Source organism: Streptomyces flavochromogenes (genome assembly GCF_000717595.1).
Lineage (GTDB): Bacteria > Actinomycetota > Actinomycetes > Streptomycetales > Streptomycetaceae > Streptomyces > Streptomyces flavochromogenes.
In genome coordinates this window covers 53,777-69,280 of sequence record NZ_JNZO01000030.1, presented here as the reverse complement: position 1 = coordinate 69,280, position 15,504 = coordinate 53,777, and the positions used below count along the sequence as shown (strand labels likewise).

Genomic DNA, 15,504 nt, shown 5'->3' with positions numbered 1-15,504 from the left:
GCGCCGCCCGCCCCTCGTCCCGCTGTTACACAACCGATGGGTAGCCGTGCGTCCACCGACGGCTGCCCCGCACAGCCCCGTGACAACCGCTCCGTAGCGTCATCGACGACACGAGGAACGAAGCAGGTCACGGGGTTCGGAGGCGGTTCGGATGAGGCATGGCGAGGTGCTCGATTTCGAGGAGTACGTACGCACGCGGCAGGACGCGCTGCTGCGCAGTGCACGTCGTCTCGTGGCCGACCCCGTCGACGCCCAGGACCTCCTGCAGACGGCCCTCGCCCGTACGTACGGCCGCTGGGACGGCATCGCCGACAAGTCCCTGGCCGACGCCTACCTCCGCCGGGTCATGATCAACACCCGGACCGAGTGGTGGCGCTCCCGCAAGCTCGAAGAGGTGCCCACCGAGCAGCTGCCGGACGCCTCCGTCGACGACCCGACCGAGCAGCACGCCGACCGTGCCCTCCTCATGGACATCCTGAAGGTCCTCGCGCCGAAGCAGCGCAGCGTCGTCGTCCTGCGGCACTGGGAACAGATGAGCACCGAGGAGACGGCGGCGGCGCTCGGCATGTCGACCGGTACGGTGAAGTCGACGCTCCACCGGGCGCTCGCCCGGCTGCGCCAGGAGCTGGAGAGCCGTGATCTCGACGCCCGCGCCCTGGGGCGGACCGGAGAGCGGGCGACCGTACGAGGCGACGAACGGGGGCGGGAGCGGTGCGCGGCCTAGACGGCGAAGCCGACGGCAGAAGACACGACGGCGAAGACGACATCGACAGCGGTGGCGGCCCCGGCGGCGACGACCGGTACGGAACCGGGCGGCGCCGCCGGCGCCGTACCACCAAGGCGGCGAGCATCACGGCGACGGCCGGGCTCGTCGCCGTCGGGCTGTCCATGGCCGCCTGTTCCACCGGCGGCACCGGCTCCCGGGACGAGGGAGCGGCCGCCACCAGGGACGTGGCCGCGGCGGCGCCCACCCCCTCGCCCTCGGCCGACGGCGACCTCCGGTCCGCCGAGCGGGTCGATCCGATCCAGCTGCTGAAGGCCGACCCGAAGATCGAGGAGCGGTTCAAGACCGATCTGAAACCCTGCGTCGCGGACGCGTACCCGGTGGACGCCTCGTACGGGAACCTCACGAACGCTCCCGCGCCCGACGTCGTCGTCAACGTGATGACCTGCGGTGATGCCGTCGGCATCGGCACGTACGTCTACCGGAAGCAGAGCGACGGGTACGAGAACGTGTTCATGGCGGAGGACGCCGCCGTCTACGCCACGATCGACCGGGGCGAACTCGTCGTCACCAAGCAGGTGTACGCGAAGGGCGACCCGGTCGCCTACCCCTCGGGCGAGGACGTGATCACGTACCGCTGGTCGGGGAACAGGTTCACCCAGCACGACTGGGTGCACAACGACTACAGCCGGGCCGTCGGCGACGGCGAGGTCGTCGAACCCGCGCCGAGCGAACCCCCCGCCAACTGAGCCGCACCCCCCCACCCGCAGAGAGATCCGAAGGGCACGCACGATGGCCGAGACCCATGTCCTGTTCGTCGAGGACGACGACGTCATCCGCGAGGCCACCCAGCTCGCCCTCGAACGGGACGGCTTCCGGGTCACGTCCATGCCCGACGGCCTCTCCGGTCTGGACGCCTTCCGGGCGCAGCGGCCGGACATCGCCCTGCTCGACGTGATGCTGCCGGGCATGGACGGGGTCAGCCTCTGCCGCCGGATCCGCGACGAGTCGACGGTGCCGGTGATCATGCTGTCGGCGCGCGCCGACTCGATCGACGTCGTCCTCGGTCTGGAGGCCGGGGCCGACGACTACGTCACCAAGCCGTTCGACGGCTCCGTGCTGATGGCCCGGATCCGCGCCGTCCTCCGCCGCTTCGGGCACGCGGGCGGTCCCGGCACCGGTGAGCGCGGGGAGGAGGGGCCGGACGGCGGCGGACTCCTCGCCTTCGGCGATCTGGAGGTCGACACCGACGGCATGGAGGTCCGCAAGGGCGGGGCCCCGGTCGGGCTGACGCCGACCGAGATGCGGCTGCTCCTGGAGTTCTCGTCGGCGCCGGGCACCGTGCTGTCCCGGGACAAGCTCCTGGAGCGGGTCTGGGACTACGGCTGGGGCGGCGACACCCGGGTCGTGGACGTCCACGTCCAGAGGCTGCGCGCCAAGATCGGCCAGGACAGGATCGAGACGGTCCGCGGCTTCGGCTACAAGCTCAAGAGCTAGGGCGGCATGATCCACACGACACCCCCCGAGACGGGCACGCACCGGTGAAGCTGCGCCCCCTCCGTACCGGCGTCCGCTGGAAGATCGCCGTGGCCATCGCGGCGGTCGGCGCGCTGATCGCGGTCACCCTGAGCGTGGTCGTGCACAACGCCGCCCGGATCTCGATGCTCGACAACGCGCGCGACGTGCAGATGGAGCGCCTGCTCTTCGCCCAGCGGATGTACGAGACGTCGAAGCCGAAGGAACCGCGCTTCGGCACCAAGATCAACGACCCGTCGCTGCCCACTCAGCTCGATCAGCTGATGCAGGACAAGCGGCGCGGCACGTATGTGCAGGAGCACCGGCACGGCGGGCCGCCCGACGTGTGGGCGGCGGTGCCGCTCGCCAACGGCGACGTGCTCTCGCTGCACATCCCCTTCGCCGACCGCAGCGCGACGATCATGAACGATCTGGACCGTGCCCTCGTCATCGGCTCGGTCTCGGTGGTCTTCGGCGGCTGCGCCCTCGGCGTGCTCATCGGCGGCCAGCTCTCGCGGCGGCTGCGGAAGGCCGCCGTCGCGGCCGGACGGGTCGCCCAGGGGAACACGGACGTCCGGGTCAGGGAGGCCGTCGGCGGGGTCGTACGGGACGAGACCGACGACCTGGCGTGGGCGGTCGACGCCCTCACCGACGCCCTCAACGAGCGGATCGAGGCCGAGCGGCGGGTCACCGCGGACATCGCGCACGAGCTGCGCACCCCGGTGACCGGGCTGCTCACGGCGGCCGAGCTGCTGCCGCCGGGGCGTCCGACCGAGCTCGTACGGGACCGGGCGCAGGCGATGCGGACGCTGGTCGAGGACGTGCTGGAGGTGGCCCGGCTCGACAGTGCGTCGGAGCGGGCGGAACTCCAGGAGATCGCGCTCGGGGAGTTCGTGGAGCGGCGGGTGCGGACGCTCGATCCCGGCGTGGTGGTCCGGGTCGTCCACGACTCCTGGGTGAACACCGACCCGCGGCGCCTGGAGCGCGTCCTCGGCAATCTCCTCGCGAACGCCGCCAAGCACGGCAAGCCGCCGGTGGAGGTCACCGTGGAGGGCCGCGTCGTGCGGGTCCGCGACCACGGTCCCGGCTTCCCCGAGGCGCTGCTCAAGGAGGGCCCGAGCCGGTTCCGTACGGGGACGAGCGACCGCGCGGGCCAGGGCCACGGCCTGGGCCTGACGATCGCGTCCGGCCAGGCGCGGGTCCTGGGCGCCCGGCTGACCTTCCGGAACGTGGCCTCCGAGGCGGCGCCGAACGGGGTGGGCGGGGCGATCGCGGTGCTGTGGCTGCCGGACCACGCGCCGACGAACACCGGCAGCTTCCCGATCCTGCGGCCGGCCGACTGACGGTCCCCGCGGGCACGGCCGGTCTACCGACGGTTCCTGTGGGCACCGCCGCCCGACCGACGGTTCTTTCGGGCACGGCCGGCCTACTGACCTCTGCCGCTTGTGGCGTGTGAGAGGTACGGCGGTGGGGCCGGTCCTGTGTCAGGACCGGCCCCACCGCCGTACGCACGTACCTCTCACGAGGCGATCAGACGGTCTCGGCGACCTTCACCTTGTCGTCGCCTTCTGCCGCCGTCGGGGCCGGCGCCGGACCGGCACCGCGCAGCGCCACCTCCTTGACGAAGAAGGCGAGGGCCAGGCCGAGGACGGAGACCGCGGCGGCGACCAGGAAGGCGCCGTGCGTGCCCGTCGAGACCGCGTGCTGGTAGGCCTCGCGGAGCGCCTCCGGCAGCTTGGCCAGGCTGGCCGCGTCGAGCTGGGCCGTCCGCTCGGTGAGGCCGGATCCGCCGCGTGCCGCCATCTCGTCCTGGACGCGACTCGTGAAGAGCGCGCCCATGATCGCGACGCCGAAGGAGGAGCCGAGCGTCCGGAAGAGGGTGGTGGAGGACGAGGCGACGCCCATGTCCTTCATCTCGACGCTGTTCTGGGCGACCAGCATGGTGATCTGCATCAGGAAGCCCATGCCGGCACCGAGGACCGCCATGTAGACGCCGGAGATCAGCCGCGAGGTGTCGGTGTCCATCGTGGAGAGCAGGAACAGACCGACCGTCATGAGCGCGCCGCCCAGGATCGGGAAGATCTTGTACTTGCCGGTGCTGGTGGTGAAGCGGCCCACGACCAGCGAGATGACCATCATCGACAGCAGCATCGGCAGGAGCAGCAGGCCGGAGTTGGTCGCCGAGGCGCCCTGGACGGACTGCTGGAAGATCGGCAGGTAGAGGACCGCGCCGAACATCACGAAACCGGTGATGAAGCCGATCAGGGACATCAGCGTGAAGTTGCGGCTGCGGAAGATGTGCAGCGGCATGATCGGGTCGCTCGCGCGGGTCTCCACCCAGAGGAAGGCCGCGAGCGAGAGCGCTCCGCCGACCGCCAGGCCGACGATGGTGGCCGAGCCCCAGGCGTACTCCGTACCGCCCCAGGTGGTGACCAGGACGATCGCGGTGATGCCGACGGTCAGCAGCGCGGCGCCGAGGAAGTCGATCCGGGTGCCCGTGGCGCGCTTCTTCTTCGGCAGGTGCAGGACGGCGGTGACCATGGCGAGGGCGACGGCGCCGAGCGGCAGGTTGATGTAGAAGGACCAGCGCCAGCCCCAGTGGTCGGTGATGGTGCCGCCGACCAGCGGTCCGCCGATCATGGCGAGGGCCATCACGCCGGCCATCATGCCCTGGTACTTGCCGCGCTCGCGGGGCGGGATGAGGTCGCCGATGATCGCCATGACGCCGACCATGAGGCCGCCGGCGCCGAGGCCCTGGATCGTACGGAAGCCGATGAGCTGGCCCATGTCCTGGGCCATGCCGCTGAGCGCCGAACCGATCAGGAAGATCACGATCGAGGTGAGGAAGACGCCCTTGCGGCCGAACATGTCGCCGACCTTGCCCCACAGAGGGGTGGAGGCGGCGGTGGCCAGGGTGTAGGCGGTGACGACCCAGGAGAGGTGCTCCAGGCCGCCGAGCTCGCCGACGATGGTCGGCATCGCGGTGCCGATGATCATGTTGTCCAGCATCGCGAGGAGCATCGCGATCATCAGGGCGAGCAGGACGACGCGGACGCTGCGCGGCTGCGGTTCCGTCTCCCCCTGTGCCGGTGTCGCTGTGGCTTGCGTCGTCATCTTCATCCCTTACTTGCCGCCCGGCTAGTTACTACACTGGGGAAGGTAGACCCGTAACTTGCCGGTCGTCAAGTAAGTTCTTTGGAAAGTGGAGGGCAGTCATGGCCCGAGGCAACACCCGCCAGCGCATCCAGGACGTGGCCCTCGATCTCTTCGCCGAGCAGGGCTACGAGAAGACCTCCCTGCGCGAGATCGCGGAACGCCTCGACGTCACGAAAGCGGCGCTCTACTACCACTTCAAGACCAAGGAAGACATCCTCGTCGGGATCTTCGAGGACCTCACCCGGCCCATGGACGACCTGATCACCTGGGCCCAGGAACAGCCCCGGACCCTGGAGACCCGGCAGGAGGTGCTGCGCCGCTACCAGGTGGCACTGCGCGCGGCGGCCCCGCTCTTCCGCTTCATGCAGGAGAACCAGGCGACGGTCCGCGAGCTGAGCGTCGGCCTCACCTTCAAGGAGCGGATGCTCGCGCTGACCGGACTGATCCAGGAACCGGACTTCGCGATGGTGGACCAGGTGCGCTGCGTCAGCGCGATCTTCACACTGCACGCGGGCACGTTCTTCATGCAGAACCTCGAAGGCGACCCCGAGGAGAAGCACAGGGCCACCCTCGAGGTCGCCCTCGATCTGCTCAACCAGGCCCACCGGGCCTCATGAGGTCTGTTCGTACGGCTCAGATGGAGACGCCGTGGGACCGCAGGAAGGCGGCCGGGTTCACGGCGGAGCCGTAGTTCGGGGTCGTACGGATCTCGAAGTGCAGGTGGGGGCCGGAGGAGTTGCCGGTGTTGCCCGAGAGGGCGATCTGCTGACCGACGAGGACCTTCTGGCCGATGTGCACCTTGATCTTCGACAGGTGGGCGTACTGCGAGTACGTGCCGTTGGCGTGCTTGACGACGATCGCGTTGCCGTACGCGGGGCCGTCGCCGCCGCCGTTCGGGCCGGCCTTCACGACGGTGCCGGTGCCCGCGGCCTTGACCGGGGTGCCGACCGGAACGGCGAAGTCCTGGCCGGAGTGCTTGTGGGCCCACATGGCGCCGCCCTGGTTGTAGCTGGCGCTCAGCGTGTACGCGGCGACCGGCTTGACCCAGGACGCGGCCTTCTTGGCGGCGACCGGCTTCACGGTGACGGCCTTCTTGACCGCGGCGGCCTTCTTGACGGCTGCGGCCTTCGCGGCGGCCGCCTTCACCTGGGCGGCGACGTGCGCCTGGGCGTCGGCCTGAGCGGCGACGGCGGCAGACGCGGTGACCGCGACCGGGGCGGTGACGGCCTTGCCCTCGGCGGCGAAGGCGGACCCAGCTCCGGTCACCATCGTCGCTCCCAGGCCGGCGGCGGCAAGAGCGACGACGGTGACACGGGCGGCGGGGTTCATGCGCTTCGACATACGGGGGAAACCTCCGGGAAGTACGGGACCCGACGCGAACGGTGCTCTGCGTCGGGCTTGCTCATCCTTGGTAACCCGGACCCCCATCCAGCCCAAAACACCCCATCTACGACATCAGGTCGTAGCGATCTCCAGGGAAGATCCGCCCTTGACGGCCTCCGGAGCCACCTTCGAAATCGGACATACCGGCACAAGAGAACCGGTTTATCCGCATGTCACGGGAACCGGAACCGTGCAAAACGCCGTCTGGCGTCCGGTTCGGGACCCTCGGGGACCAAAGTCCTGGTGGTTCACTCCTGAACGTCCCGAATCGACACCAAAGGTCGCCACTATTCCGGCTAGTACCCCTCGAAACCCCTGTGCGCCTTGTCACCAGGCACCGGCCGCCAATGGGACCTGGGTCACGCGACCGAGCCGTTCGGAGGACCGTCCCGCACTACGCTGACCGCTTCGGGAACCCACGGGGGGACACACATGGAACCGGCGCTCATCGGCACGCGCCTCGCCTCGGCCGCGATCGGCCCGATCCTGAGAAAACTGCTGGTCAGCGATGGTCCAGGGGCGGGCCTCACGAGCCGGTCGGAGAAGGTCAGACTCTCCGCCCTCGTCTCCTTCCGCGGAGAGAAGCGCACGCTGACGGAGAAGGACGTACGGAAGCTGGCGGGAACACTGGTGGGCCGGTCCGTGGACGGGGCCGGGGCGGGGACCGGGGAGCGGCCCTTCCCCGCCGACGAGACCGAGGCGGTCACCGACACCCTCGCCTCGACGCTCCTGGCCCTGGGCGGCCTCGACATGGACGACGTCCAGGCCGTCCGCCTCGGCCACACCGCCCTCGCCCGCCGCCTGCGCACGGCTGCCCCGGCCCCGGACGGCCTGTCGACGGACTCCGTCCGCTACCTGGAGTCGATGACGGAGTGGGCCTGCCTCCACATCCTCGACTTCTTCACCCAGCGCTCCACGTTCGTGGCCCGCAGCCTGGTGGAACAGGCCCGAGGACAGAGCGAGCTCATCGCCAAGCTGGACGAGGTGGTCCGCCGGGTGCCCCGGGCGGACGGCCGGGACGCCGAGTTCGAGCGGCGCTACCTGACCCACCTGGCCAGGAAGCACGGCCGCCTGACGATCTACGGCGTGGACCTGCGGGACGCACCGGAGAAGTGGCCGCTGGACGTGGCGTACCTGTCGCTGGAGGCGACGCGAGGTCCGGAGGACACCTGGTCGGCCGCGCCCCGGACGCGGACGCCCGACGAGGAGACGGACCCCGCCGCCAGGGCGGCCCGGGCGGCGGCGGCCGGAGCCACGAGCGTCTCCCGGCGCTTCGCCCCGGCCGACCGTGCCGACCAGATCCTCGCCCACCACGACAAGGTGCTCCTGCGCGGGGCGGCCGGCTCCGGCAAGACGACGCTCATCCAGTGGCTGGCGGTGTCGGCCACCCGCGAGGACCTCGCGGACGACATGGCGTACCTCCACGGCCGGATCCCCTTCGTCCTCCCCCTCCGCGCCCTCACCCGCCACGGCGAGCGCCTCCCCGCCCCCGACCGCTTCCTCTCCGCCGTCGACTGCCCGCTCTCCCCGCCCGACGGCTGGGCCGACCGCGTCCTCGCCACCGGGCGCGGCCTGGTCCTCGTCGACGGCATCGACGAGATCCCCGAGGCCGAGCGCGACCGCGCGCGCCGCTGGCTCCGCGACCTCCTCGACACCTACGACGGCAACCGCTGGCTCGTGACCTCCCGCCCCACCGCCGTGAGCGACGACTGGCTCGCGTCGGACGGCTTCGCCGAGCTCACCCTCGCCCCCATGTCCACCCCCGAGGTCGCCACCTTCGTCCGCCGCTGGCACCGGGCCGCCGGGCCGGCGGCAGCGCCGTACGAGCAGCCGCTCCTCGACGCCCTGCGCACGACGGCGGACGTCGCCCAGCTCGCCACCAGCCCTCTGATGTGCGGCCTGATCTGCGCTCTGCACCACGGGAGGCGCGGCTTCCTGCCCCGTGGCCGCAAGGCGTTGTACGACGCGGCGCTGGCGATGCTGCTCTCGCGCCGGGACCGCGAGCGGGACATGGGGACGCCGTACGGGATCGAGCTCGGCGAGAGCCCGCAGATCCAGCTGATCCAGCGGATCGCGTACTGGCTGACGCTCAACGGCCGCACGACGATGGACCGCGCGCACGCGGAGTCGGTGGTGCGGGAGGCCGTCCCGGCGATCACGGAGGCGTCGGGATACGACCCCGGCCCGGTCTTCACCCACCTCCTCCACCGCAGCGGCCTGCTGCGCGAGCCGACCGCCGACACGGTCGACTTCATCCACCGCACCTTCCAGGACTACCTGGCGGCGAAGGCCCTCGTGGACCGCTGGGACATCGGAGTCCTCGTCCGGCACGCGGCGGACGACCAGTGGGAGGACGTCATCCGCATGGCCGTCGGGCACGCGCGCCCGCGCGAGTGCGCGGAGATCTTCGAGGAACTCCTGAAGGCGGCGGACGCGGCACCCGACCGCCGTACGGAGCTCCGCGTGGTGGTGGTGGCGGCAACCGCGCTGGACCACGCGACGGAGGTGGCGCCCGAGGTACGGGAACGGATCCTGGCGCGGACGGCGGAGGTGATCCCCCCGCGCAGCTCTGCGGAGGCGCGGGAGCTGGCGTCGGTGGGACGGGTGGTCCTGGATCTGTTGCCGGGACCTGAGGGCCTGGACGACGAGGCGGCGCTGGCTGTGACGATCACGGCGACCCACATCACGGACGACGCCGCACTGCCCTATCTCGCCCGGTTCACGGAGCACACCTCCGTGAGCGTCCACTCGCAGCTGATGTGGGGGTGGTCGCGGTTCGACCCGACGCGGTACGCCGAGGAGGTCATCGCCCGGCTCGACCAGGACCGGATCGACTTCACTCTCGGGTCGGACGAACAAGCCGCCGAGGTCGTGCGCCTCGGCATGCGCCCCGCAACGCTGGACCTGCGTGCCGGCCTGACCTCCCACGGAATGGCCCTCCTGCACGGGACGCTCGACGGCGTGGCACACCTCCGGCTTCAGGGACTGCCCGCCGGATTCCTGAGTGCCTTCCCCGCCGAGAACAGGCTGAGGAGCCTCTCCCTGCTCGGGTACCCCGAGGGAGGGCTGACCTTCCTCGGCAGCCTGCGCTTCCTGACGTCGGTGAACCTCCACGGCCTGAAGGACCTGTCCGAGGAGGACTGGGGTGCTCTGGCCGCCCTGGACGGGCTCCTCTACCTCCTGACGGACGCGGAGACCTTGAGGGGCGCCCCGGAGTCGCTGCGGCTTCCGTCGGCGGAGGTGCTGACCCTCCTCGTCCCCGACGGCCGCTACGCACTCCTGGACACCGTCACACGGGTCTTCCCGGGCCTGCGACATCTGATCCTCATGGGCGGCTCCGGCTCGTTCCACGACCTCGCGCCGCTGGCGTCCCTGCCGCAGCTCGATTCGGTCAGCGCACTCGGCGCCCGGCTCACCGGCGCCGAGCGCCTCGCCCCCACCGTCACGATCACCACCTGACCCGCACCCGCACACGAAAGGGGCGGCCCCGGAACCATCAGGTTCCGGGGCCGCCCCTTCGTGCTCAGGCGCTGAGCCTTACGCGTCCTTCGACAGGTTCGGGCCCGTGCCGCCCGTCGCCTCGATCGGCGGGGCGTCCGGCAGAGCCGTCTTCTCCTCGCCGCGGAAGGTGAAGGTGCGCTCGTCGCCCTCGCCTTCCGTGTCCACGACCACGATGTGACCGGGGCGCAGCTCGCCGAAGAGGATCTTCTCCGACAGCGAGTCCTCGATCTCGCGCTGGATCGTCCGGCGCAGCGGCCGGGCGCCCATCACGGGGTCGTAGCCCTTCTTGGCGAGCAGCTCCTTCGCGGACTGGGAGAGCTCGATGCCCATGTCCCGGTCCTTGAGGCGCTCGTCGACGCGGCCGATCATCAGGTCGACGATCTGGAGGATGTCCTCCTGCGTCAGCTGCGGGAAGACGATGATGTCGTCCACACGGTTGAGGAACTCCGGGCGGAAGTGCTGCTTCAGCTCGTCGCTGACCTTGGCCTTCATCCGCTCGTAGTTGGACTTCGTGTCGCCCTGGGCGGCGAAGCCCAGGTTGAAGCCCTTCGAGATGTCCCTGGTCCCGAGGTTGGTGGTCATGATGATGACCGTGTTCTTGAAGTCCACGACCCGGCCCTGGGAGTCGGTCAGGCGGCCGTCCTCCAGGATCTGGAGAAGGGAATTGAAGATATCGGGGTGGGCCTTCTCGACCTCGTCGAAGAGGACGACGGAGAACGGCTTGCGGCGCACCTTCTCGGTGAGCTGGCCGCCCTCTTCGTAGCCGACGTATCCGGGCGGCGAACCGAAGAGACGGGAAACCGTGTGCTTCTCGCTGAACTCCGACATGTCGAGGGAGATCATCGCGTCCTCGTCGCCGAAGAGGAATTCGGCGAGAGCCTTCGAAAGCTCGGTCTTACCGACACCGGACGGACCGGCGAAGATGAACGAGCCACCGGGGCGCTTCGGGTCCTTCAGACCGGCACGCGTACGGCGGATGGCCCGCGAGAGGCCGATGACGGCGTCCTTCTGCCCGATGACGCGCTTGTGGAGCTCGTCCTCCATGCGGAGCAGGCGGCTGGACTCCTCCTCGGTCAGCTTGAAGACCGGGATGCCCGTGGCGGTCGCGAGGACCTCGGCGATCAGATCGCCGTCGACCTCGGCCACGACGTCCATGTCGCCGGCCTTCCACTCCTTCTCGCGCTTGGCCTTCGCGGCGAGGAGCTGCTTCTCCTTGTCACGGAGCGAGGCGGCCTTCTCGAAGTCCTGCGAGTCGATCGCGGACTCCTTGTCGCGGCGGACGCCGGCGATCTTCTCGTCGAACTCGCGGAGGTCCGGCGGCGCGGTCATCCGGCGGATGCGCATCCGGGAGCCGGCCTCGTCGATCAGGTCGATCGCCTTGTCCGGGAGGAAGCGGTCCGAGATGTACCGGTCGGCCAGGGTCGCGGCCTGGACGAGGGCCTCGTCGGTGATGGAGACCCGGTGATGGGCCTCGTACCGGTCGCGCAGACCCTTGAGGATCTCGATGGTGTGCGGCAGCGACGGCTCGGCGACCTGGATGGGCTGGAAGCGGCGCTCGAGGGCCGCGTCCTTCTCCAGGTACTTCCGGTACTCGTCCAGCGTGGTGGCACCGATGGTCTGGAGCTCACCGCGGGCCAGCATCGGCTTGAGGATGCTGGCGGCGTCGATCGCGCCCTCGGCGGCACCCGCACCCACGAGGGTGTGGAGCTCGTCGATGAACAGGATGATGTCGCCGCGGGTGCGGATCTCCTTGAGGACCTTCTTCAGGCGCTCCTCGAAGTCACCGCGGTAGCGGGAGCCGGCGACCAGCGCACCGAGGTCGAGGGTGTAGAGGTGCTTGTCCTTGAGGGTCTCGGGCACCTCGCCCTTGACGATGGCCTGCGCCAGGCCCTCGACGACGGCGGTCTTGCCGACGCCGGGCTCGCCGATGAGGACCGGGTTGTTCTTGGTGCGGCGGGACAGCACCTGCATGACCCGCTCGATCTCCTTCTCGCGCCCGATGACCGGGTCGAGCTTGGATTCGCGGGCCGCCTGGGTGAGGTTGCGCCCGAACTGGTCGAGGACCAGGGACGTCGAGGGGGTGCCCTCGGCAGGACCGCCGGCCGTGGCGGCTTCCTTGCCCTGGTAGCCGGAGAGCAGCTGGATGACCTGCTGCCGCACCCGGTTGAGGTCGGCGCCCAGCTTCACGAGGACCTGGGCGGCGACGCCCTCGCCCTCGCGGATCAGGCCGAGCAGGATGTGCTCGGTGCCGATGTAGTTGTGGCCGAGCTGGAGGGCCTCACGGAGCGAGAGCTCCAGGACCTTCTTGGCGCGAGGGGTGAAGGGGATGTGCCCGGACGGGGCCTGCTGCCCCTGCCCGATGATCTCCTCCACCTGCTGGCGGACCGCCTCGAGCGAAATCCCGAGGCTCTCCAGGGCCTTAGCGGCGACACCCTCACCCTCGTGGATAAGGCCCAGAAGGATGTGCTCGGTGCCGATGTAGTTGTGGTTGAGCATCCGGGCTTCTTCCTGAGCCAGGACGACAACCCGCCGCGCGCGGTCGGTGAACCTCTCGAACATCGTTAATCGCTCCTCAGAGCGGTCAGTCAGTTAGGGGTCGATCCCCTCCCTGTCCTTCCGCAGCTTAGTCCCGCAAGCGGGGACCGCTCATTCCAACTGCCGACATCCGTCCGGATCACCCCCTCTTCCGCGGGGAGACCTGCTGCCGAACAGCCGACAAATGCTCCAACCCGATGGTGCGAGACGATGTTCCCGCAGGCCAAGTAGTTACCCGCGTCATCAGTACGCCGATGGCGAACGTGAGACGCCGAAGCCCGCGAGTCGCCCCTCTCCACTAGGAATGTCTTACCCGTAAGGACTGACACTCCATGCGGCGCACCCCGGTTCCCTCCGCTACCAGCGAACACCCTTGCGCTGCCGAATGCACTCGTACGCCCCATCACGGACACCTTGCGCGTTCGGAGGGGGACCGTGCGTCACCGGGGACGGGGAGTCGGGCGGCCGTCGCGCCCTCTCGGGCGTAACCAACGTGCCCCTCCGGGAGTTCCCCGGACATGCCCTTCACCGTCCCGCTTCCCCGTACGCCGATCGACGGCGGTCTCGCACGGTGGTACGAGCACGAGCTCGGCTGGGCGACGGTGGCCGGCCCGCCGGTGCAGCTGGTCACGGGGCTGCGCTTCGACGTCCTGGAGCTGCCCGCGACGGCCGGACGCGGTGTACTGCGCAGGATGGGTCCGGCGACGGGTCCGGTGGCCCTGCTGGGGCGCCGGATGAGGCTGCTCGTGGCCGCGGGGAGCGCGGAGGAGCTGCCGGGACTGCTCGACTGGCTCGAGTGGGGCGGGATCTCGCTGGATCTCGCCGCGCTGGGCACCGACGGCCGGATGACCGCGCCCCTTCCCCCGGGGCGGGGCGGATCCGGCGCGCCGGGCGCCGCCGTGTGGCTGCGGGCCCCGGCACCGGGCCGCGAGGTCGAGTCCTCGCTGCCGGCGCTGCGGTCCACGCCGTGGGGCGATGGGACCGCCCCGTGCTTGGTGCGTCTCGTGGCCGCCGCCGCCGCGGAGTGCCACCGGGTGCGGCTGCTGAGTGCCCGGGCCCTGGGGCCGGCGGCTCAGCAGCTGCCGCCTCAGCGGTTCGCGTCCTCGTAGGCAGCCTTGATGTCGGCGGGAACGCGACCGCGGTCGTTCACGTTCATGCCGTTCTCCTTGGCCCACGCGCGGATCTTCGCGGTGTCCTGGCTGCCCGTCGCCACGGCGCGGCCCTTGCCGCGTCCGCCGGTGGTGCGACCACCGGTACGACGGCCACTCGTGGTGTACGGCTCGAGCAGGCCACGGAGCTTTTCCGCGTTGGCGGTGGTGAGGTCGATCTCGTAGGTCTTGCCGTCCAGCGCGAACGTCACGGTCTCGTCCGCCTCGACGCCGTCGAGGTCGTCGACAAGAAGGACCTGAACCTTCTGTGCCACCGGATTTCCTTTCATCGAAAATGCAGTACGCGGAAAGGAAACCGCTTTTCCCGGAAAAACACAAACCCCTGGCAGAGGTTCAGAACCTCGGCAACGCGGGAAACGTGCGCGATTCGGACATAGGGTTCCGTCGGGGTTCCACCGGGGTTCCCCGCGGGGTTCCGTCCCGCGTTCCGCGTCACAGGTGCAGAAGCATCCGGCTGTTGCCCAAGGTGTTCGGCTTCACTCGTTCGAGACCGAGGAACTCGGCGACTCCCTCGTCATAGGAACGGAGGAGCTCGCTGTAGACATCTCCGTCGACCGGGGTCTCGCCGATCTCGACGAAGCCGTGCTTCACGAAGAAGTCGACTTCGAAGGTCAGGCAGAATACCCGCCGCACCCCGAGCCATCGGGCGGTGTGCAACAACTTGTCCAGCACCTGATGTCCTACGCCGGCGCCCTTGAAGTCGGGATCGACGGCGAGAGTACGGACTTCCGCGAGGTCTTCCCACATCACATGGAGAGCGCCGCAGCCGACGACGGTGGCGTCCTCGTCGCGTTCCGCCACCCAGAACTCCTGGATGGACTCGTAAAGGGTGACGGTCGCCTTGTCGAGCAGGATCCCGCGCTGGACGAAGGGATCGACGAGACGGCGGACCGCGGCGACATCTCCGGTACGTGCCCTGCGTACGGTGACGGCTTTGGCGGAGGCCGCGGAGGCGGCCGGGGAAGCGGACGGCGACATGGGGGGACGCTATCGCCCCGGGGGTGCGGTTATCGCTCTCGGGCCCCGGTTGCACCGGTTCCGCCGGTCTCCTCGGTTCCCTGCTCGGGCGCGGCGGGAGCGGAAGCGGGGGTGGGGTCGGGAAGCGGGTTGTCGCGCTGGACGATGCGGATGGCGTCGTTCAGGGCCTCACGCTGGTCCTGCGACATCATCCCGAAGAAGGCGACGAGCGCGGCGGCGGGGTTGTCGCTCTGGGCCCATCCCTCGTTCATCAACGCGGCCGCGTATGCGGCGCGGGTGGAGACCGCCGTATATCGATAGGCGCGGCCTTCGACTTCTCGGCGGACCCAGCCCTTCTGATGGAGATTGTCCATGACGGTCATGACGGTGGTGTAGGCGATGGACCGTTCCTGCTGAAGGTCCTCGAGAACTTCTCGGACGGTCACCGGACGGTTCCATTGCCAGACGCGCGTCATGACGGCGTCTTCGAGCTCTCCCAAAGGACGGGGCACAACGCCACTTTAGTGCGCAAAGCGCCGGTAGCGTGTCATTCAAGGAAGGAAA

At 69.8% G+C, this 15,504-nt stretch carries 13 protein-coding genes; 7 read left to right on the top strand and 6 right to left on the bottom strand.

The annotated features are described in order from the left end of the window. The first annotated feature begins 151 nt into the window (after window positions 1-151). The 4 genes from IF00_RS0132235 to cseC are packed head-to-tail and all read left to right on the top strand — an operon-like array spanning window position 152 to window position 3,582. Entirely contained in the window at window positions 152-724 is a 573-nt protein-coding gene (locus tag IF00_RS0132235; RefSeq protein ID WP_030324217.1) for a SigE family RNA polymerase sigma factor, read from the top strand. Further along, on the top strand, window positions 712-1,473 hold the full coding sequence (locus IF00_RS0132230) for a hypothetical protein (protein ID WP_030324216.1): 762 nt from the start codon (window positions 712-714) through the stop codon (window positions 1,471-1,473). The genes IF00_RS0132235 and IF00_RS0132230 overlap by 13 nt, the downstream gene beginning before the upstream one ends. 43 nt (window positions 1,474-1,516) lie before the next feature. Next, window positions 1,517-2,221, top strand: coding sequence for a two-component system response regulator CseB (cseB, locus tag IF00_RS0132225; RefSeq protein ID WP_030324213.1), 705 nt, complete (start codon window positions 1,517-1,519; stop codon window positions 2,219-2,221). A gap of 44 nt (window positions 2,222-2,265) precedes the next feature. After that, entirely contained in the window at window positions 2,266-3,582 is a 1,317-nt protein-coding gene (gene cseC, locus IF00_RS0132220; protein WP_030324211.1) for a two-component system sensor histidine kinase CseC, read from the top strand. A 187-nt stretch (window positions 3,583-3,769) separates the two neighbouring features. On the opposite strand, the gene IF00_RS0132215 is transcribed toward cseC, so the two are convergent. Beyond that, complete coding sequence (locus IF00_RS0132215; protein ID WP_030324209.1) at window positions 3,770-5,353, bottom strand: MDR family MFS transporter; 1,584 nt, start codon at window positions 5,351-5,353, stop codon at window positions 3,770-3,772. Between the two features lie 101 nt (window positions 5,354-5,454). Here IF00_RS0132215 and IF00_RS0132210 point away from each other — a divergent pair, with 101 nt between their 5' ends. Next, entirely contained in the window at window positions 5,455-6,012 is a 558-nt protein-coding gene (locus IF00_RS0132210; RefSeq protein ID WP_030324208.1) for a TetR/AcrR family transcriptional regulator, read from the top strand. A 16-nt stretch (window positions 6,013-6,028) separates the two neighbouring features. Here IF00_RS0132210 and IF00_RS0132205 read toward each other — a convergent pair whose 3' ends face one another. Continuing rightward, the gene (locus IF00_RS0132205; RefSeq protein ID WP_030324206.1) at window positions 6,029-6,736 is read right to left on the bottom strand and encodes a M23 family metallopeptidase; all 708 of its coding nucleotides are present in this window, start codon (window positions 6,734-6,736) and stop codon (window positions 6,029-6,031) included. A 474-nt stretch (window positions 6,737-7,210) separates the two neighbouring features. On the opposite strand from IF00_RS0132205, the gene IF00_RS47715 reads away from it, so the two are divergent. Beyond that, window positions 7,211-10,237, top strand: coding sequence for an NACHT domain-containing protein (locus IF00_RS47715; protein WP_030324204.1), 3,027 nt, complete (start codon window positions 7,211-7,213; stop codon window positions 10,235-10,237). A gap of 78 nt (window positions 10,238-10,315) precedes the next feature. Here IF00_RS47715 and IF00_RS0132195 read toward each other — a convergent pair whose 3' ends face one another. Next, a complete protein-coding gene (locus IF00_RS0132195) occupies window positions 10,316-12,838 on the bottom strand; it encodes an ATP-dependent Clp protease ATP-binding subunit (protein WP_030324202.1) in 2,523 nt (840 codons plus the stop codon). A gap of 494 nt (window positions 12,839-13,332) precedes the next feature. On the opposite strand from IF00_RS0132195, the gene IF00_RS0132190 reads away from it, so the two are divergent. Continuing rightward, window positions 13,333-13,923: an SCO3374 family protein gene (locus IF00_RS0132190; RefSeq protein WP_030324201.1), complete on the top strand. Its 591-nt coding sequence runs from the start codon at window positions 13,333-13,335 to the stop codon at window positions 13,921-13,923. Here the strand turns inward: IF00_RS0132190 and IF00_RS0132185 are convergent. The 3 genes from IF00_RS0132185 to IF00_RS0132175 all read right to left on the bottom strand — a co-directional run bounded on the left by IF00_RS0132185 (window position 13,902) and on the right by IF00_RS0132175 (window position 15,452). Beyond that, window positions 13,902-14,237 carry a histone-like nucleoid-structuring protein Lsr2 gene (locus IF00_RS0132185; protein ID WP_030324199.1) on the bottom strand — a complete coding sequence of 112 codons (336 nt, stop codon included), beginning with the start codon at window positions 14,235-14,237 and terminating at the stop codon, window positions 13,902-13,904. The genes IF00_RS0132190 and IF00_RS0132185 overlap by 22 nt on opposite strands. 178 nt (window positions 14,238-14,415) lie before the next feature. Further along, window positions 14,416-14,961, bottom strand: a complete 546-nt coding sequence (locus IF00_RS0132180; protein ID WP_030324198.1) for an amino-acid N-acetyltransferase — start codon at window positions 14,959-14,961, stop codon at window positions 14,416-14,418. A gap of 29 nt (window positions 14,962-14,990) precedes the next feature. Further along, window positions 14,991-15,452 (bottom strand): BlaI/MecI/CopY family transcriptional regulator, encoded by a 462-nt coding sequence (locus IF00_RS0132175; protein ID WP_030324196.1) that lies wholly within the window; start codon window positions 15,450-15,452, stop codon window positions 14,991-14,993. Window positions 15,453-15,504 lie beyond the last annotated feature (52 nt).